Here is a 15,722-nt window from a genome sequence, read left to right on the forward strand (position 1 = left end):
CCGATCGGCCGGGTTGTCACGACAGACTCGCCAGCGCACCGGCCAGGGTCGGATGATTGAAGGCGAAACCGCTCGCCTGCAGCCTGGCGGGCGCCACGCGCTGGCCTTCGAGCAGCAGGTCGGCCTGTTCGCCCAGGGCCAGGCGCATCGGCCAGCCCGGTGTAGGCAGCCAGTACGGGCGCTTCAATACCTTGGCCGCCACCCGGTTGAAGCCCGCCTGCGGCAGGCTCTCCGGCGCGGTGAAGTTGTAGGCCCCGCCCTCCCCGCTGGTCCACAGATGGGCGATACCGGCGATGACGTCGTCCACATGAATCCACGACAGCCACTGGCGTCCGTCGCCGAGCGGACCGCCCATGCCCAGTTTGACCGGCAGCAGCATCATCGGCAGCGCACCCTGGGTGCCGAGCACCAAACCGAAACGCATGCACGCCACGCGCACGCCGTACGCCGCGGCGGTGCCGGCCGCTTCTTCCCACTCGCGGCACAGGTCCGACATGAACATCGGCTGCGGCGCATCGCTTTCTGTCAGTACGGTATCGTCACCGCGCGCCTGGATGCCGTAGTAACCGATGGCCGACGCCGACAGCATCAGCGCCGGCTTGTGATCGGCGGCCGCGATCCAGGACACCACCTTGCGCGTGAGGCCGATGCGGCTGACGCGCAAGGCCGCCTGGCGTGCTTCGCTCCAGCGCCAGCCGAGAATGCGCGCGCCCGCCAGATTGATGACCACATCGATGCGGCGCGCCGGGGGCAGCTGCGCCAGGTCGCTGACGCACTCCACCCGGCCGTCGAACAGCCAGGCCGCCGCGCGCGGCTGGCGCGACAGCAGCGTAACGCGATGGCCGTCGGCCAGCAGCGCGCGCACCAGCTTCTGGCCGATGAAGCCCGTGGCGCCGGTCACCAGCACCGCGCACCCGGTCGCGCCGAAGCGCAATGCGGGCCGCTGCGGCCGGGCCTCCTGGCGGTCGATGGCGCGCGCCGCGAACGCATCGCGCACGCCGGACAGCCCGACCCCCGCGCCGCACAGCAGCAGGAACGCGCTCAGGGCGCCATGCGGCTCCCACACCAGCGCGGTCGGCAGCGTCATGCTCTGCCCTGCGTTCAGGGCCAGCAGCGCGATGAAGGCGCCGCCATTGAGCGTCAGCACGGTATGCGTGACCCGTTCGGTGGCGGGCAGCAGGCGGGTCCGGTCCTCGACCACGAAATCCCACAAGGTCAGAGCGATCTCGACCGCGAACACCAGCAGCAGCGCCACCGCCCACAGGCCGTTGAAGCGCCAGCACGCCAGGCCGACATACATGGCGCAGTAAATCAGGGAGCGCAGCGCATGGATCCGCAATTCCAGACGCGCGCTCGCGCGGCCGGGCAAGGCCTCGGTCAATTCATGGTGATACAGGGTGTCGAAGGCGCCCAGGCAGCCCTGGACGGCCATCAACTGCAGCGCCAGCAAATGGGTATTCATGCACGTACCTCGCGAAACACGCCCGCCTGCGTGAAGGTTGTACCGAACAGCGCGTGGCGGATCTCGATACGGATATCGAATTGCGCGCTGTCGTTATTGCGGTGGCACAGATAGGTTTTACCCGGCGTGAACCAGGCCGGTATGGGAATGCGCACGCCCAGCACCTGCCAGAAGTAGCCATCGCTCTCGAAGTGCAGGTTCCCGTCGCGTACCGCCAGCACCAGCTTCATGCCCATGCCCATGCCGACGTATTCGAGCACCTCGCCGCGCGCGCTCTCCAGCATGTAGGACGTGAACTGCACCGGCTTGCGTCCGTTGAGGCGATAGATGCGCTGCTTGAAAATGGCCGCGCTGCCCTGTTTCGAATACACCTCGATATCGACCGGGAAGTCGGCATCGTTAAACGGCATCAGCGCGCCCTGGATCAGCGGCATGCTCAGGTAGCCCAGCACGCGGCCGACGCCTGAGCAGGTCAGTTCCGTCATGCGGCCCGTGTAGTGCAAGGGTTTACCGGGCATCGGGTTATGGTCGAAGCGTGCCTGGATGTCGGGATGGAGGCCGCGCCATGCGGGGCCGAGGATCTTCTTGAATAACTCGCCTTCGGACGCGATCATGTGCGCACCGCTTGCGCGCGGTCGACGCAGTAAAGGTACACCAGCGGCGGCAGCATCGTGGCCAGCGCGAAGGTATCGATCCAGATGTTATCCCAGCAGCCCGCGCGCAGCGACACCATCATGTCCTGCGGCGCCCATAGCAGCATGCCGGCGATCAGCGCGCCCCAGGCGAAGGCGCTGCGCTGGCGCTCGCCGATCCACGCCAGGGCGCCCATCCACAGGGCCGCGCTTTGCACGGTGGGGCCGAACAGCGAGATCCACCAGATTTGCTGCGCGTGGGCCGGCGCCGGCACGGTGGCGCCCCAGAACGCCGTTTCGATGCCGCGGTGGTAGCCGCTGAAGATGGCGGCGTCGGCGAACCATGGCAGCAGCATGCCGACCACCAGGTGGGTGGCGATGGCCGCGTACATCCAGCGGATGGCCCAGCGGCGCAGAAATGGAGAGTGCATACGTGCTTTCATCGTTTGAAGAAGGGATTGGGACGCTCGCACACACCGTCAAGGCAAGCCGGGGCGCGGTAACCGAGCACGCGCGACATCAGGTAGCGGTGGCGCGCGAACAGCCGGTACGACCAGCTGCACAGGGTGCGCAGGCCGGGCACGCGCAGCGGCAGCACGCGCCAGGCCTGGCCGGCCAGCGGGTAGGCGCGCAGCATGCTGTCGATCCCCACCAGCACGCGGCCGTCGCGCGTCCGGCTGTGCAGCTCGCGGTTCAGGGCGGCCATGTCGACGCCGAGGTGGGCCGGATCGAAGCCGGGAGCGGCGATATCGACAAACGCCAGACGCCCGGCTTTGTCCCAGTGCGCCAGCCTGGCCATGCCGGCGCGGCAGAACGGGCATTTGCCGTCGAAGTAGAGGGTCAGTTCGGCGCTGCTCATGACGCGTCCTTGTCGTCGGGGCCGAGAAGGCGCGCCACCTTGCCGCCCATTTTCAGGAAGCGCTGCAGGGTCGCGGGCGGCAGGTGCTTGTAATCGTCGTAGGTCGTGCCGAGCATGTCGAGGAAGGTCAGCACTTCGTTCATGCGCGCCAGCGACGCTGGTTCGAGCGCGCTATCGGTATCGCCCTCGATGGCGCATTCGCGCAGCACGGTCAGGGTCGGATCGATCTCGCGCCGTTTGCGCTCCTCGACGATGACGCGGAAGATCTCCCACACATCCTGAAGGGCGACGAAGTGATCGCGCCGGTCGCCCATCAGATGGGTGACGCGGATCAGGTTCCAGCTTTGCAGTTCCTTGAGGCTGTTGCTCACGTTCGAGCGCGCCACCGACAGCGCATCGGCGATCTCCTCGGCCGCCAGCGGACGGTTGGCCAGGAACAGCAGCGCATGAATCTGCGCAACGGTACGGTTGACGCCCCAGCGCGTGCCCATCTCGCCCCAGTGCAGGACGAATTTCTGTTCGGTCGGTCCCAATGCCATCATTTCTCCAATTTCGTTAATTTCTGTCGTTACAGAAATTAAATGCCGATTGGCGCCGCTTGTCAACCTTAATCAGAGAAACACGCGAATGACGGCCCAGGAATCTGGACAGAATCGGGCGAAACTGCCTATAAGCGGACGAGTGAACACCCTACAACCGGGGTCAGACCTCTGATTAGCAATTTTTGTATAGGCAGCGACGAGATTTGTCGCTAACCGGCGAGCCACGGCACCGCACTGTTGACGCGCGAGCCGTTTCGCCATAGCGGGAGCGATGCCTTCTCGGCCAATGGCAGGGCGATATTCGCTTGTTGCCGCGCAATTTTCCTGGAAAGTCTTACCCAGGCAGAAACTATTTCAAGTCAGAGCTCTGACCCGGTGTGGCGTAAGCATGCCAGAAACCAACTAATTTCGAATCAGAGGTCTGACCCCGGTGTTAGGAGCTTGCTTCAGGGGGTAGTCTTGGCGTCGGGCTTGGGAGGCGGCAGCGGGGTGGCCGATTCCTTGGGATGGCCGTTGGCGTCGAGGATCTGGATGAAGATCTCGTTTTTCTTGATCATGCCCAGCTCGAAACGCGCGCGCTCTTCCACCGCGCCCGTGCCATTGGTCAGGTCGTGGACTTCGGAGTCGAGCTTGGCGTTGCGCGCCTTCAGTTCCACTGTCTTGCGCTGCGCCAGGAGCACCTGGTTTTCCAGTTCGCCCACGCGCAGCCAGCCACCCTTGCCCAGCCAGAGCGGCAGTTGGATCAGGATCAGGAGGGTCGCGAGAACGAGCGTAATGAGGCGCATGACAGGGAGGATGCACCGGCCGCCACGCGGCCAGCCGGTGCGGTTCGGCTTACTTCAGGTTGTAGAAGGCGCTGCGGCCAGGGTAGCTGGCGATGTCGCCCAGGTCTTCTTCGATGCGCAGCAGCTGGTTGTACTTGGCCATGCGGTCCGAACGCGACATCGAGCCGGTCTTGATCTGCAGGGCATTGGTACCAACGGCGATGTCGGCGATCGTCGAGTCTTCGGTCTCGCCGGAACGGTGCGAGATGACGGCAGTATAACCGGCGCGCTTGGCCATTTCGATGGCGGCGAACGTTTCGGTCAGGGTGCCGATCTGGTTGATCTTGATCAGGATCGAGTTGGCGATGCCTTTCTCGATGCCTTCTTTCAGGATCTTGGTGTTGGTGACGTACAGGTCGTCGCCCACCAGCTGCACCTTCTTGCCCAGCGCTTCGGTCAGGATCTTCCAGCCATCCCAGTCGTTTTCCGCCATCGCGTCTTCGATCGAGATGATCGGGTACTTGTCGCACCAGGTCGCGAGCATGTTGGTGAATTCGGTCGCGGTCAGCTGCATGCCTTCGCCTTCAAGGTGGTATTTGCCATCCTTGTAGAATTCGGACGCGGCGCAATCGAGGCCCAGGCAGATCTGCGTGCCCGGCTCGTAGCCAGCCTGCTCGATCGCTTGCATGATCAGCTTGATGGCTTCTTCGTGGTTGGCCACGTTCGGCGCGAAACCGCCTTCGTCGCCGACCGAGGTCGCCAGCTTTTTCTCGTGCAGGATCTTTTTCAGCGTGTGGAAAATCTCGGCGCCGTAGCGGATCGCTTCCTTGAAGCTCGGTGCGCCGACCGGGATGATCATGAATTCCTGGATGTCCAGGTTGTTGTCGGCATGCGCGCCGCCGTTGATGACGTTCATCATCGGCACCGGCATCTGCATCGCGCCCGAACCGCCGAAGTAGCGGTACAGCGGCAGGCCGGCTTCTTCAGCGGCGGCCTTGGCCACGGCCATCGAGACGGCCAGCATGGCGTTGGCGCCCAGGCGGCTCTTGTTTTCGGTGCCGTCGAGGTCGATCAGGGTGCGGTCGAGGAACGCTTGTTCGTTCGCGTCCAGGCCCATGATGGCTTCGGAGATTTCGGTATTGATGTTTTCGCAGGCTTGCAGCACGCCCTTGCCGAAGTAACGGTTCTGGTCGCCGTCGCGCAGTTCGATCGCTTCGCGCGAACCGGTCGAGGCGCCCGATGGCACCGCCGCGCGGCCCATCACGCCCGACTCCAGAAGCACGTCGCATTCGACGGTCGGATTGCCGCGCGAATCGATAATTTCGCGGCCGATAATGTCAACGATAGCACTCATATTTCAATCTCCAAAGGGTAAGAAAAAGGTGGGCGGACCGCGAACGGTCCGCCTGCATCTGTCAGGGCGATCGGGACGGCGGCAAGTGCCGCACTACGCAAACTTACGCAAAGCTCGATTCGAGGAAGCCGGCTTTCTTGACCACGCGGTCGAGCTCGACGAGAGTCGTGAGCAGTTCCTTCATGCGTCCGAGCGGCACGGCGTTCGGACCGTCCGAGAGCGCCTGGGCGGGGTTCGGGTGCGTTTCCATGAACAGGCCGGCGATACCGGCTGCCACGGCTGCGCGCGAGAGCACGGGAATGTGCTCGCGCTGGCCACCGGATGTGGTGCCCTGTCCGCCCGGCAGTTGTACCGAGTGGGTCGCGTCGAACACGACCGGGCAGTTCGATTCGCGCATGATCGCCAGCGAGCGCATGTCGGATACGAGGTTGTTGTAGCCGAACGAGGCACCGCGCTCGCAGGCCATGAAGTTGTCTTCATTGAGGCCGGCGTCGCGCGCGGCCTGGCGCGCCTTGTCGATCACGTTCTTCATGTCGCCGGGCGCGAGGAACTGGCCCTTCTTGATGTTGACCGGTTTGCCCGACTGGGCGCAGGCGATGATGAAGTCGGTCTGGCGGCACAGGAAGGCGGGCGTTTGCAGCACGTCGACCACGCTCGAGACGGCGGCGATTTCTTCGATCGTGTGGATGTCGGTCAGGACCGGCACGCCGATTTCGCGGCGCACGTCGGCCAGGATCTCGAGGCCCTTGTCCATGCCGGGACCGCGAAACGAGGTGCCCGAGGAGCGGTTGGCCTTGTCGAAGGACGACTTGTAGATGAACGGGATACCCAGCGCCGAGGTGATTTCCTTGAGCGTGCCGGCGGTGTCCATCGCCATCTGGCGCGATTCGATCACGCAGGTGCCGGCGATGAGAAAGATCGGGTGCTCGAGGCCGACGTCAAAACCGCAAAGCTTCATGCTGCATCTCCTGTGGGTGCGCCCGCCGCGGCCTGGCCGTTGGCCGCCTTGTGCGCCAGCGCTGCCTTGATGAACGACGTAAACAACGGGTGACCGGTGCGCGGGGTCGACTTGAACTCGGGATGGTACTGCACGCCCATGTACCACGGGTGCGCGTTCTCTCCGGTGCGCGGCAGTTCCATGATCTCGCACAAGTCTTCGGTCGGGGTGCGCGCCGACACGATCATGCCTGCCGCTTCGACCCGCGCCAGGTAGTGATTGTTCGCCTCATACCGGTGACGATGGCGTTCGGTGACCACGCTGCCGTAGATTTCGGCAGCCAGGGTGCCCGGATTGACCGCGCAGGTTTGCGCGCCCAGGCGCATGGTGCCGCCCAGGTCGGATTTTTCGTCGCGCTTTTCGACCTTGCCGTCATGGTTTTGCCACTCGTTGATGAGGGCCACGACCGGCTGGTCGGTGTCGGTGTCGAATTCGGTCGAGTTGGCGTTGGTCAGGCCCGCCTTGTGGCGCGCGTATTCGATCAGGGCCACTTGCATGCCCAGGCAAATGCCCAGGTAAGGAATCTGCTTTTCGCGGGCGTAGCGCGCCGCCATGATCTTGCCTTCCACGCCGCGCTTGCCGAAGCCGCCCGGCACCAGGATCGCATCGTACTTGGCCAGGTGGTCGCAACCCTTGGTTTCGATGTCTTCCGAGTCCAGGTATTCGATATTGACCCGGCTTTCGGTGTGGATGCCGGCGTGGCGCAGCGCTTCGGTGAGCGACTTGTACGATTCGGTCAGGTCGACGTACTTGCCGACCATGCCGATGGTGACCGACGCTTTCGGGTTTTCCAGCGCGTAGATCAGCTTGGTCCACATCGACAGGTCGGCCGGCGGCGCTTCCAGGCCGAGCGCTTCGAGGATGATGGCGTCGAGGCCCTGGTCGTGCAGCATCTGCGGCACCTTGTAGATGGTGTCGGCGTCCCACACGGAGATGACGGCCTGCTCTTCGACGTTCGAGAACAGCGAGATCTTGGCGCGTTCGTCGTCCGGAATCGGGCGGTCGGCGCGGCACAGCAGCGCGGTCGGGGTGATGCCGATTTCACGCAGCTTTTGCACGCTGTGCTGGGTCGGTTTGGTTTTCAGTTCGCCCGCCGAGGCGATGTACGGCACCAGCGTCAGGTGCACGAAGGCGGCCGACTTGCGGCCGGCGCGCAGCGACAGCTGGCGCGCCGCTTCCAGGAACGGCAGCGATTCGATGTCGCCCACGGTGCCGCCGATTTCAACCAGCGCCACGTCCACGCCTTCGGCGCCGCGATAGATGTAATCCTGGATCTCGTTGGTGATGTGCGGGATCACCTGCACGGTCTTGCCGAGGTATTCGCCGCGCCGTTCCTTGCGGATCACCGATTCGTAGATCTGGCCGGTGGTGAAGTTGTTCACCTTGCGCATGCGGGTGCTGATGAAGCGTTCGTAGTGACCCAGATCGAGATCGGTTTCGGCGCCGTCGTCGGTGACGAAAACTTCGCCATGCTGCATCGGGCTCATCGTGCCGGGATCGACGTTGATGTACGGGTCGAGCTTGAGCATGGTGACTTTAAGGCCGCGCGATTCGAGGATCGCGGCGAGAGAGGCGGCGGCAATCCCTTTTCCAAGGGAAGACACAACGCCACCGGTGACGAAGACAAATTTGGTCATTGCAGATGGTGCCGAACGGCACGTGCGGGAAATTGAAATTATACCTTAAACCGGCCAATGCTTCCGCAAAACAAGGTAAAAAACACCAACAACGGCGGGCCGGGCGGCTACGCCGGGGATGGCGCATTGATCAATTTGAAAGATTGCAAATTGTCTATTCCGTGTGCGCCAGCGAACAGACATGATCTTGCTCAAGCCTCAGGATTGAACTTTTACCACAGGAGGTCAAAATGTCCTACGAAGAACGCGATGCTTATGGCATGTATGTCGACAAGGGCTCGAAAGGCCCGGGTCCAGAACTGATGGGTGCGGATACCCTGATCGGTGACCACGTGCACAATCTCAAGAATGAGCATCTGGGTGAAATCAAGGAAATCATGCTCGACATGCGCACCGGTAAGATTGCATATGCAGTCATGTCGAGTGGCGGCGTGCTGACCATTGGCGAAAGGCTGTTCGCCGTGCCTTGGGAAGCATTGACTCTCGACACCGCCAACAAGCGCTTTACGCTCGACATCGAGAAAGAGCGCATCGACAACGCGCCAGGTTTCGATACCGATCACTGGCCGGACATGGCCAACCAGCAATGGTCGAGCCAGATTCACAGCTATTACGGCACCAGCGCGCATTAATACGGCACCAGCGCGCATTAAGTTGCGCGAGGCAGGGGCGGACGTGGGACGTCGGCAGACGCTGACTTTCCGCAGATGCTGACGTTCGGCAAGCGCTGATCCTGTCGCAGCCCTCAAAACCGTCATTCCCGCGCAGGCGGGAATGACGGTTTTGCAGTTAACGGTTCTTAGACGAGCCAGCAAATCGAGGTCTCAAATCGAAGGTCTGACCTCGGTTAAGAAATCTTTCGAATCGGAGGTCTGACCCCGGTTAGGAAATATTTCGAATGGGAACTAGCAGAAGTCGCGGCTGCTGGTGTCGAGGCGGCCCATCAAGTGGCTCATGTCGACCAGGCGCTTGGCCACCAGATGCCGCACTTCGCCTTCCCTCTGCCACACGCCGTACACGCCCAGCAAGCTCGCTCCCAGCACTTCGCGCCGCTGTTGTTCCACCAGGGTCGGCCAGACGATCACGTTCACGTTGCCGGTCTCGTCTTCGATGGTGACGAACAGCACGCCCTTGGCCGTCGCCGGTCGCTGCCTTACCGTGACGATGCCGCAGGCGCGCGCCAGTTGCCCTTGCTTGAAGTCGTTGAGCTGCGCTGCCGGTAAAAAACGCTGGTCAAGCAGGCGCGCGCGCAGCAGCGCCAGCGGGTGCCGCCCCAGGGTCAATCCCTGTGCGCGGTAGTCGCCCACAATCTCTTCGCCTTCGCTCGGGGCATGCAGCAGCGGCACGTCTTCCTCGGGCGTGGTGGGGCGCAGCAAGTCCTTGTCGGGCACCGCGCCCACCGCTTGCCACAGCGCCTGGCGCCGGTTGCCGGCCAGCCCATGCAGGGCGTTGGCGCCGGCCAGCACCTGCAGGTCGTGCCGGTCCAGAGCGGCCCGGCGCGCGAGGTCGGCCACGCTGTCGAAAGCGCGCACGGCGCGCGCGTCTTCGATGCGCGCCGCCGACTCGGGACGCATGCCGCGCTGCAGCGACAGTCCCAGCCGCACCGCCGGCTGCGCGCCCTCCCCCGCTTCCAGGCTGCAATCCCAGCCGCTGATGGCCACGTCCACCGCGCGCACCTCGATGCCGTGGCGGCGCGCGTCCTGCACCAGTTGCGAGGGGCTGTAGAAACCCATCGGCTGGCTGTTGAGCAAGGCGCACAGGAAGGCGGCCGGTTCGTGGCACTTGAGCCAGGAACTGGCGTAGGCCAGCAAGGCAAAACTGGCGGCGTGCGATTCGGGAAAGCCGTATTCGCCGAAGCCCTTGATCTGGTTGAAGATCGATTCGGCAAAATCGCGGGTGTAGCCGCGCCCCAGCATGCCGTTGATGATCTTGTCGTAGTATTTTTCCAGCCCGCCCTTGCGCTTCCAGGCGGCCATGGCGCGCCGCAGCTGGTCGGCCTCGCCGGCGCTGAAGCCGGCGGCAATCATCGCCACCTGCATCACCTGTTCCTGGAAGATCGGCACGCCCAGGGTGCGTTCCAGCGCCTGCTTCAGTTCTTCCTTCGGGTACACGGGCTTTTCCAGATTCTGGCGCCGGCGCAGGTAAGGATGGACCATGCCGCCCTGGATCGGCCCGGGCCGCACCACGGCCACTTCGACCACCAGGTCGTAAAAGGTGCGCGGCAGCATGCGCGGTAGCATGCTCATCTGCGCGCGCGATTCGATCTGGAATACGCCCACCGTGTCGGCCGCGCAAATCATGTCGTAGGTGGCGCTGTCTTCGGCGGGGATGTCCTGCATCGAAAACACCGTGCCGCGCAGTTCGCCCACCAGGTCGAACGCGCGCCGCAGCACCGAGAGCATGCCGAGCGCCAGCACATCAACCTTCAATAAACCCAGTTCTTCGAGGTCGTCCTTGTCCCACTGGATCACGCTGCGCTCGGGCATGGTGGCGTTTTCGATCGGCACCAGGCGCGAGAGCTTGCCGGCGGCGATCACGAAGCCGCCCGGGTGCTGCGACAAGTGGCGCGGAAAGCCAAGCAGGCGCTGGGCCAGGGTGGCCCATTGCTGGGCCAGCGGGGAATCGGGGTCGAGCCCGCATTCGGCCAGGCGCTTGACGAGGTCGTCCTTGCTGTCGAACCAGTGGTGGGTCTTGGCGACCTTGTCGACGATGGCCAGGTCGACGCCGAGCGCCTTGCCGCTGTCGCGCAGGGCGCTCTTGGGGCGGTAGCTGATCACCACGGCGGCCAGGGCGGCGCGCGCGCGTCCGTATTTGTTGTAGATGTACTGGATGACTTCTTCGCGCCGCTGGTGCTCGAAGTCGACGTCGATGTCGGGCGGTTCGTCGCGTTCCCTGGAAATGAAGCGCCCGAACAGCAGGTTGCCGCGCGCGGGGTCGACTTCGGTGATGCCGAGGCAATAGCACACGGCCGAATTGGCGGCCGAGCCGCGCCCCTGGCACAAGATCCCGATCGAGCGCGCATGGCGCACGATGTCGTACACGGTCAGAAAGTAGGGTTCGTAGCGCAGTTCGCCGATCAGCTGGAGTTCGATTTCGAGCTGTTCCTGCACTTTTGCCGGTATCCCGAGCGGAAAGCGATGGTGCGCGCCGATATAGGTTTCGGCGCGCAGGTAGGCGGACGCCGTCTGCCCGGGCGGCACCAGTTCGTCCGGGTATTCGTAGCGCAGCTGGTCGAGCGAAAAGGTGCACAGGCGCGCGATGCGCAGCGTTTCAGCCAGGGCGTCGGGACTGTACAGATTGGCCAGGCGCAGGCGCGCGCGCAGGTGCTGTTCGGCATTTTGCGCCAGCGCATAGCCGCACTCGGCCACGGGAGTGTTGAGGCGGATCGCGCACAGGGTGTCGTGCAGGGGCTTGCGCGAGCGCACGTGCATGCAGACGTGGCCCAGCGCCACCACGGCCAGGCCGTGCTGCCAGGCGACTTCCTCGACCGTGGCGCGATGGGCTTCGTCGAAGGCGCGGTGCAGCAAGGTCAAGCCCAGCCAGGCGCGCTGCGGAAAGGTGGCGGCCATCCAGGCGGCCTGGGCGTGCAGGCGGTCGAGGTCGGCCGCGTCGTGGCCGGGATAGGCGGGCAGCAGGATCGCCAGGCAGTCGGGCATGCCGGCCAGGTGGGCTTGCGCCGCGGCGGGCGACGCCAGGTCGGCGGGCGTGAGCAGATAAGTACCTTTGGCCGTGCGCGTGCGCGCCAGGGTGATCAGTTCGGCCAGGTTGCCGTAGCCGTTGCGGTTCGTGGCCAGCAAGATCAGCGACAGGGCCGCGCTGCCGTCGTCATGGCGCAGGTGGAAGTGGGCGCCGATGATCAGGGGCAGCGCCGCCTTTTTGGCTTCGGCGTGGGCCCGCACCACTCCCGCCAGCGAACATTCGTCGGTGATGGCCAGCGCCGCGTAGCCGAGCTGGACGGCGCGGGCCACCAGTTCCTCGGCGTGCGAGGCGCCGTGCAGGAAGGTAAAGTTGCTCAAACAATACAACTCGGCGTAGTCGGGCAGGCTCGGGGCGGGGGCGGCGGTACTCATGCGAAAAGATTACAATCAAATGTATTGAGGAAACTACTGTATGGAAACACAGTATACCTCCCTTCATTTTCTTACCAATTGGGAATAACTATGCAGGTGCATACGGTGCGCTGTTTTGGTGCACTGCCAGGCCACGGCAATGTGGCGCTGGTGATTGAAGAGGGGCCGGCCACGCCCGAGGCGCGCCAGGCGTTTGCGCGGGCCCAGCCGCATCCGGCCTGCGTGTTTCTCGACCCAGGATTACAGCGATACTGGTTCGCCGACTATTACTATCCGCACGCCAGGAGTCCCCTGTGCCTGCACGCCACCCTGGGCGCGGCGCAGGTGCTGTTCGCCCGCGCCGGGCCGGCGGCGCAGGACATCGTGCTGGCCACGGCAATGCGCGGGCAGCCCTTGCGCCTGTGCCGGCAGGGGGAGGATGTTTTCGTCGCGCTGCAGCCCCAGAGCGTGCCCGAGCTCGCTGTCGATGGCGCGCTGGCCGCCTGGCTGCTGGACCAGCCTGAATTGAGGCTGGCGGCAGCGCCCGTGCTGGCCTCGGTCGGCAGTCCCAAGCTGCTGCTCGAAGTGCCTGAGCGCGCCACCCTGCACGCCTTGCGCCCTCCCCTCGATCGCATCGCCGGCTGGGGCCGCGCGCATGGCGTGAGCGGCTGCTATGTGGTGTGCCGCATCGGCGACGACACCTATGAAGGACGCAACTTCAACCACCTCGATCCGGCCATGGAAGACCGCGCCACGGGGGTGGCGGCCGGCGCCCTGACGGCCCACCTCGGGCGCGCCATCGCCCTGCACCAGGGTGGTGCACTGGGTGCGCCCTGCCTGATCCGCACCCGGGTGGAGGATGGCGCGATTCTGGTGGGCGGACGGGCCGAGGCCGTGCCCGCCAATTGACAACGTTGTCATTGCACCACACCGCGCTGGACTGGTGCGGCGAAAATTGCATTAGAATCATTCACCTTTCGATAATAAAACCCGGAGACTGTCGCGTGTTCACCCCCACCACTTTACGTAGGTCCGTCTTGCTCGCTTTGTACGGCAGTGCTGCTCTTGCCGTGTACGCCCCCGCCAGCTTCGCCCAGTCGGGCCAGCAAGCCACCAAGGAAGAAGTCATCCCCAGCGTCAGCGTGGTCGGTTCGCGCCGCGTCTCGGCCACCTCCGCCACCGATACGGCGGTCCCGGTCGACCTGATTCCGATGACCCGCATGGCCGAGCAAGGCGGCCAGTTCGACCTGGCCCAGACCCTGACCTATATCTCGCCCTCGTTCAATTCCACGCGCCAGAGCGGAGCCGATGGCGCCGACCTGGTCGATTCGGCCGCCCTGCGCGGCTTGGGTTCCGACCAGACCCTGGTGTTGATGAACGGCAAACGCCGTCACAGCACCTCGCTGGTGAACATCTTCGGGGCCCGCAACCGCGGCAATACCGGCACCGACATGAATGCGATTCCGCTCTTGGCGGTGAAAAACATCCAGGTGCTGCGCGATGGCGCCGCCGCCCAGTACGGCTCCGACGCGATCGCCGGGGTCATCAATATCGAACTGAAACGCTCGCTCGGCTGCGAAACCGTGTTCGGCGCGGGCCAGTATTCGGCTGGCGACGGCGAGAATATCCTGGCGTCGGCCTACTGCGGCGTGGCCGTGGCCGGCGGCGTGGTCGGCATCACGGGCGAGTATCTCGACCGCGACCGCTCGAACCGGGCCGAAGCGGGCAGCCTGCGCACCATCGGCGACAGCAAGGTCCAGAACCAGACCCTGTACCTGAACGGCGACATTCCCCTGGTCGACGGCAAGCTGTACTTCACGGCCGGCACCCAGAAGCGCGACGCTTCCTCGGCCGCCTTCGGCCGCGGTGCCGACCAGATTCCGACGCGCAATGCGCAAGCCATGTACCCGAACGGCTTCGCCCCATTCATCAATGCCGACATCGACGACCATTACGGCACCATCGGCTATCGCGCCAAGCTGGGCGAGTGGAATGCGGACTTTTCGCAGACCTACGGCTACAACAAGATGCATTACAACATCAGCAATACGCTCAATGCCTCGATCGCCAACCTCGACCTGATCAAGGGCGGCAAGGGCGTGTCGGCCTCGCAGTTCGACGCCGGCGGTTTCGCGGCCACGCAGCTGACCACCAATGCCGACGCCAGCCGCTTCTATCCGAACATCCTGAGCGGCATGAACCTGGCGTTCGGCGCCGAGTTCCGCAAGGAAAACTACGAAATCTTCGCCGGCGAAGCCGGTTCCTACAACGATGCCGACGGTCCCGGCTTCGGGGGCGACCCGGGCAGCCAGGGCTTCCCGGGCTTCCGCCCGGCCGACGCGACCGACCGCAGCCGCCACAGCGTGGCCGCCTACATCGATGTCGAGACCGATATCACCGAGCGCCTGAAAGTGCTGTCGGCCGTGCGCTACGAAAAGTTCAGCGACTTCGGCAACAGCGTGACCGGCAAGCTGGCCGCCGCCTACAAGATCAGCGATGCGGTGCTGATGCGCGGTTCGGCCAGCACGGGTTTCCGCGCGCCATCGCTGCAGCAAGGCTACTTCTCGTCGACGTTTACCGAGTTCGTCAACGGCAATCCGGTCGATTCGGTGTTCGCGCCGAATGGCGGCAACGTGGCCAATGCGATCGGAATTCCGAAGCTGAAGGAAGAAAAATCGGTCAGCTTCACGCTGGGCGGCACCTGGACGCCAACCCCGACCACCTCGGTCACGGCCGACCTGTACCGCATCGCCATCGATGACCGCATCGTGTTTTCCGGCCGTTTCGACGCCGATAACTACGCCCCGATCGTGCCGCTGCTGAGCACCCTGGGCGTGGGCGCGGCCCAGTTCTTCGTCAATTCGATCGATACCAAGACGCAGGGCCTGGACCTGACCGTGTCGAACCGCAGCGAAGTGGCGGGCGGCAAGCTCAATACCTTCCTGGCCATGAACATCAGCAAGACCGAAGTGACGGGCGTGAATGCGCCGGCCGCGTTCAAGGGCTATGAAGACGTGCTGCTGTCCGAGCGCGAGCGCCTGTTCCTGGAACAGGGCGGACCGCGGCGCAAGGCGACCCTGGGCTTCGAGTATTTGCTGGGCAAGGTCGGCACCGATTTCAAGGTGATCCACTTCGGCAAGCAAACCCTCGGTACCTGGTCCGGCGCTCCGACCCCGAACCAGGTGTACAAGGCCAAGACCTCGGCCGACCTGAGTTTTACGTATAATTTCAGCGAGAAGACCAAGCTGACCCTGGGCGGCGCGAACATTTTCGGTGTCAAGCCGACCGAGCAGAATCCGGACGAGACCGACAATGGCTTCAAGTACGAGTCGGTCCAGTTCGGCATGAATGGCGCCTCGTACTTTGCCCGCCTGTGGCATAAGTTTTAAGCGAAGCGCTAGCTAGGCAGGCAGCTATCCAGGTAGC

The 15,722-nt window shown here is 64.2% G+C and carries 13 protein-coding genes; 3 read left to right on the plus strand and 10 right to left on the minus strand.

Translation table 11 applies throughout. The features are described from left to right. Positions 1-16 precede the first annotated feature (16 nt). The 9 genes from RBA41_RS23425 to pyrG form a co-directional block, all read right to left on the minus strand. On the minus strand, positions 17-1,462 hold the full coding sequence (locus RBA41_RS23425) for a TIGR01777 family oxidoreductase (protein ID WP_306626651.1): 1,446 nt from the start codon (positions 1,460-1,462) through the stop codon (positions 17-19). Next, positions 1,459-2,076, minus strand: a complete 618-nt coding sequence (locus RBA41_RS23430; RefSeq protein WP_306626652.1) for a DUF4166 domain-containing protein — start codon at positions 2,074-2,076, stop codon at positions 1,459-1,461. The genes RBA41_RS23425 and RBA41_RS23430 overlap by 4 nt, the downstream gene beginning before the upstream one ends. After that, a complete protein-coding gene (locus RBA41_RS23435) occupies positions 2,073-2,525 on the minus strand; it encodes a cell division protein (protein WP_306626653.1) in 453 nt (150 codons plus the stop codon). Before RBA41_RS23435 ends, RBA41_RS23430 begins: the two co-directional genes overlap by 4 nt. A gap of 8 nt (positions 2,526-2,533) precedes the next feature. Further along, on the minus strand, positions 2,534-2,953 hold the full coding sequence (locus RBA41_RS23440) for a thiol-disulfide oxidoreductase DCC family protein (RefSeq protein WP_306626654.1): 420 nt from the start codon (positions 2,951-2,953) through the stop codon (positions 2,534-2,536). After that, positions 2,950-3,492 (minus strand): GbsR/MarR family transcriptional regulator, encoded by a 543-nt coding sequence (locus RBA41_RS23445; RefSeq protein WP_306626655.1) that lies wholly within the window; start codon positions 3,490-3,492, stop codon positions 2,950-2,952. Before RBA41_RS23445 ends, RBA41_RS23440 begins: the two co-directional genes overlap by 4 nt. Positions 3,493-3,941: 449 nt before the next feature. Beyond that, the gene (ftsB, locus tag RBA41_RS23450) at positions 3,942-4,280 is read right to left on the minus strand and encodes a cell division protein FtsB (protein WP_306626656.1); all 339 of its coding nucleotides are present in this window, start codon (positions 4,278-4,280) and stop codon (positions 3,942-3,944) included. 49 nt (positions 4,281-4,329) lie between these two features. Beyond that, entirely contained in the window at positions 4,330-5,613 is a 1,284-nt protein-coding gene (gene eno / locus RBA41_RS23455) for a phosphopyruvate hydratase (RefSeq protein WP_306626657.1), read from the minus strand. A gap of 103 nt (positions 5,614-5,716) precedes the next feature. Continuing rightward, entirely contained in the window at positions 5,717-6,571 is an 855-nt protein-coding gene (kdsA, locus tag RBA41_RS23460; protein ID WP_099875778.1) for a 3-deoxy-8-phosphooctulonate synthase, read from the minus strand. Next, positions 6,568-8,247, minus strand: a complete 1,680-nt coding sequence (pyrG, locus tag RBA41_RS23465) for a CTP synthase (RefSeq protein ID WP_306626658.1) — start codon at positions 8,245-8,247, stop codon at positions 6,568-6,570. Before pyrG ends, kdsA begins: the two co-directional genes overlap by 4 nt. A 230-nt stretch (positions 8,248-8,477) precedes the next feature. On the opposite strand from pyrG, the gene RBA41_RS23470 reads away from it, so the two are divergent. Then, the gene (locus RBA41_RS23470; protein WP_306626659.1) at positions 8,478-8,879 is read left to right on the plus strand and encodes a PRC-barrel domain-containing protein; all 402 of its coding nucleotides are present in this window, start codon (positions 8,478-8,480) and stop codon (positions 8,877-8,879) included. 273 nt (positions 8,880-9,152) lie between these two features. Here the strand turns inward: RBA41_RS23470 and RBA41_RS23475 are convergent, their stop codons facing one another. After that, positions 9,153-12,317 carry an error-prone DNA polymerase gene (locus tag RBA41_RS23475; RefSeq protein WP_306626660.1) on the minus strand — a complete coding sequence of 1,055 codons (3,165 nt, stop codon included), beginning with the start codon at positions 12,315-12,317 and terminating at the stop codon, positions 9,153-9,155. Positions 12,318-12,407: 90 nt separating this feature from the next. On the opposite strand from RBA41_RS23475, the gene RBA41_RS23480 reads away from it, so the two are divergent. Next, positions 12,408-13,205: a PhzF family protein gene (locus tag RBA41_RS23480; RefSeq protein WP_306626661.1), complete on the plus strand. Its 798-nt coding sequence runs from the start codon at positions 12,408-12,410 to the stop codon at positions 13,203-13,205. A 95-nt stretch (positions 13,206-13,300) separates the two neighbouring features. After that, on the plus strand, positions 13,301-15,685 hold the full coding sequence (locus tag RBA41_RS23485) for a TonB-dependent receptor plug domain-containing protein (RefSeq protein WP_306626662.1): 2,385 nt from the start codon (positions 13,301-13,303) through the stop codon (positions 15,683-15,685). Positions 15,686-15,722: the final 37 nt, after the last annotated feature.

The sequence above is a fragment of the Massilia scottii genome, from assembly GCF_030846495.1.
GTDB classification, from domain to species: Bacteria; Pseudomonadota; Gammaproteobacteria; order Burkholderiales; family Burkholderiaceae_D; genus Telluria_A; species Telluria_A violaceinigra.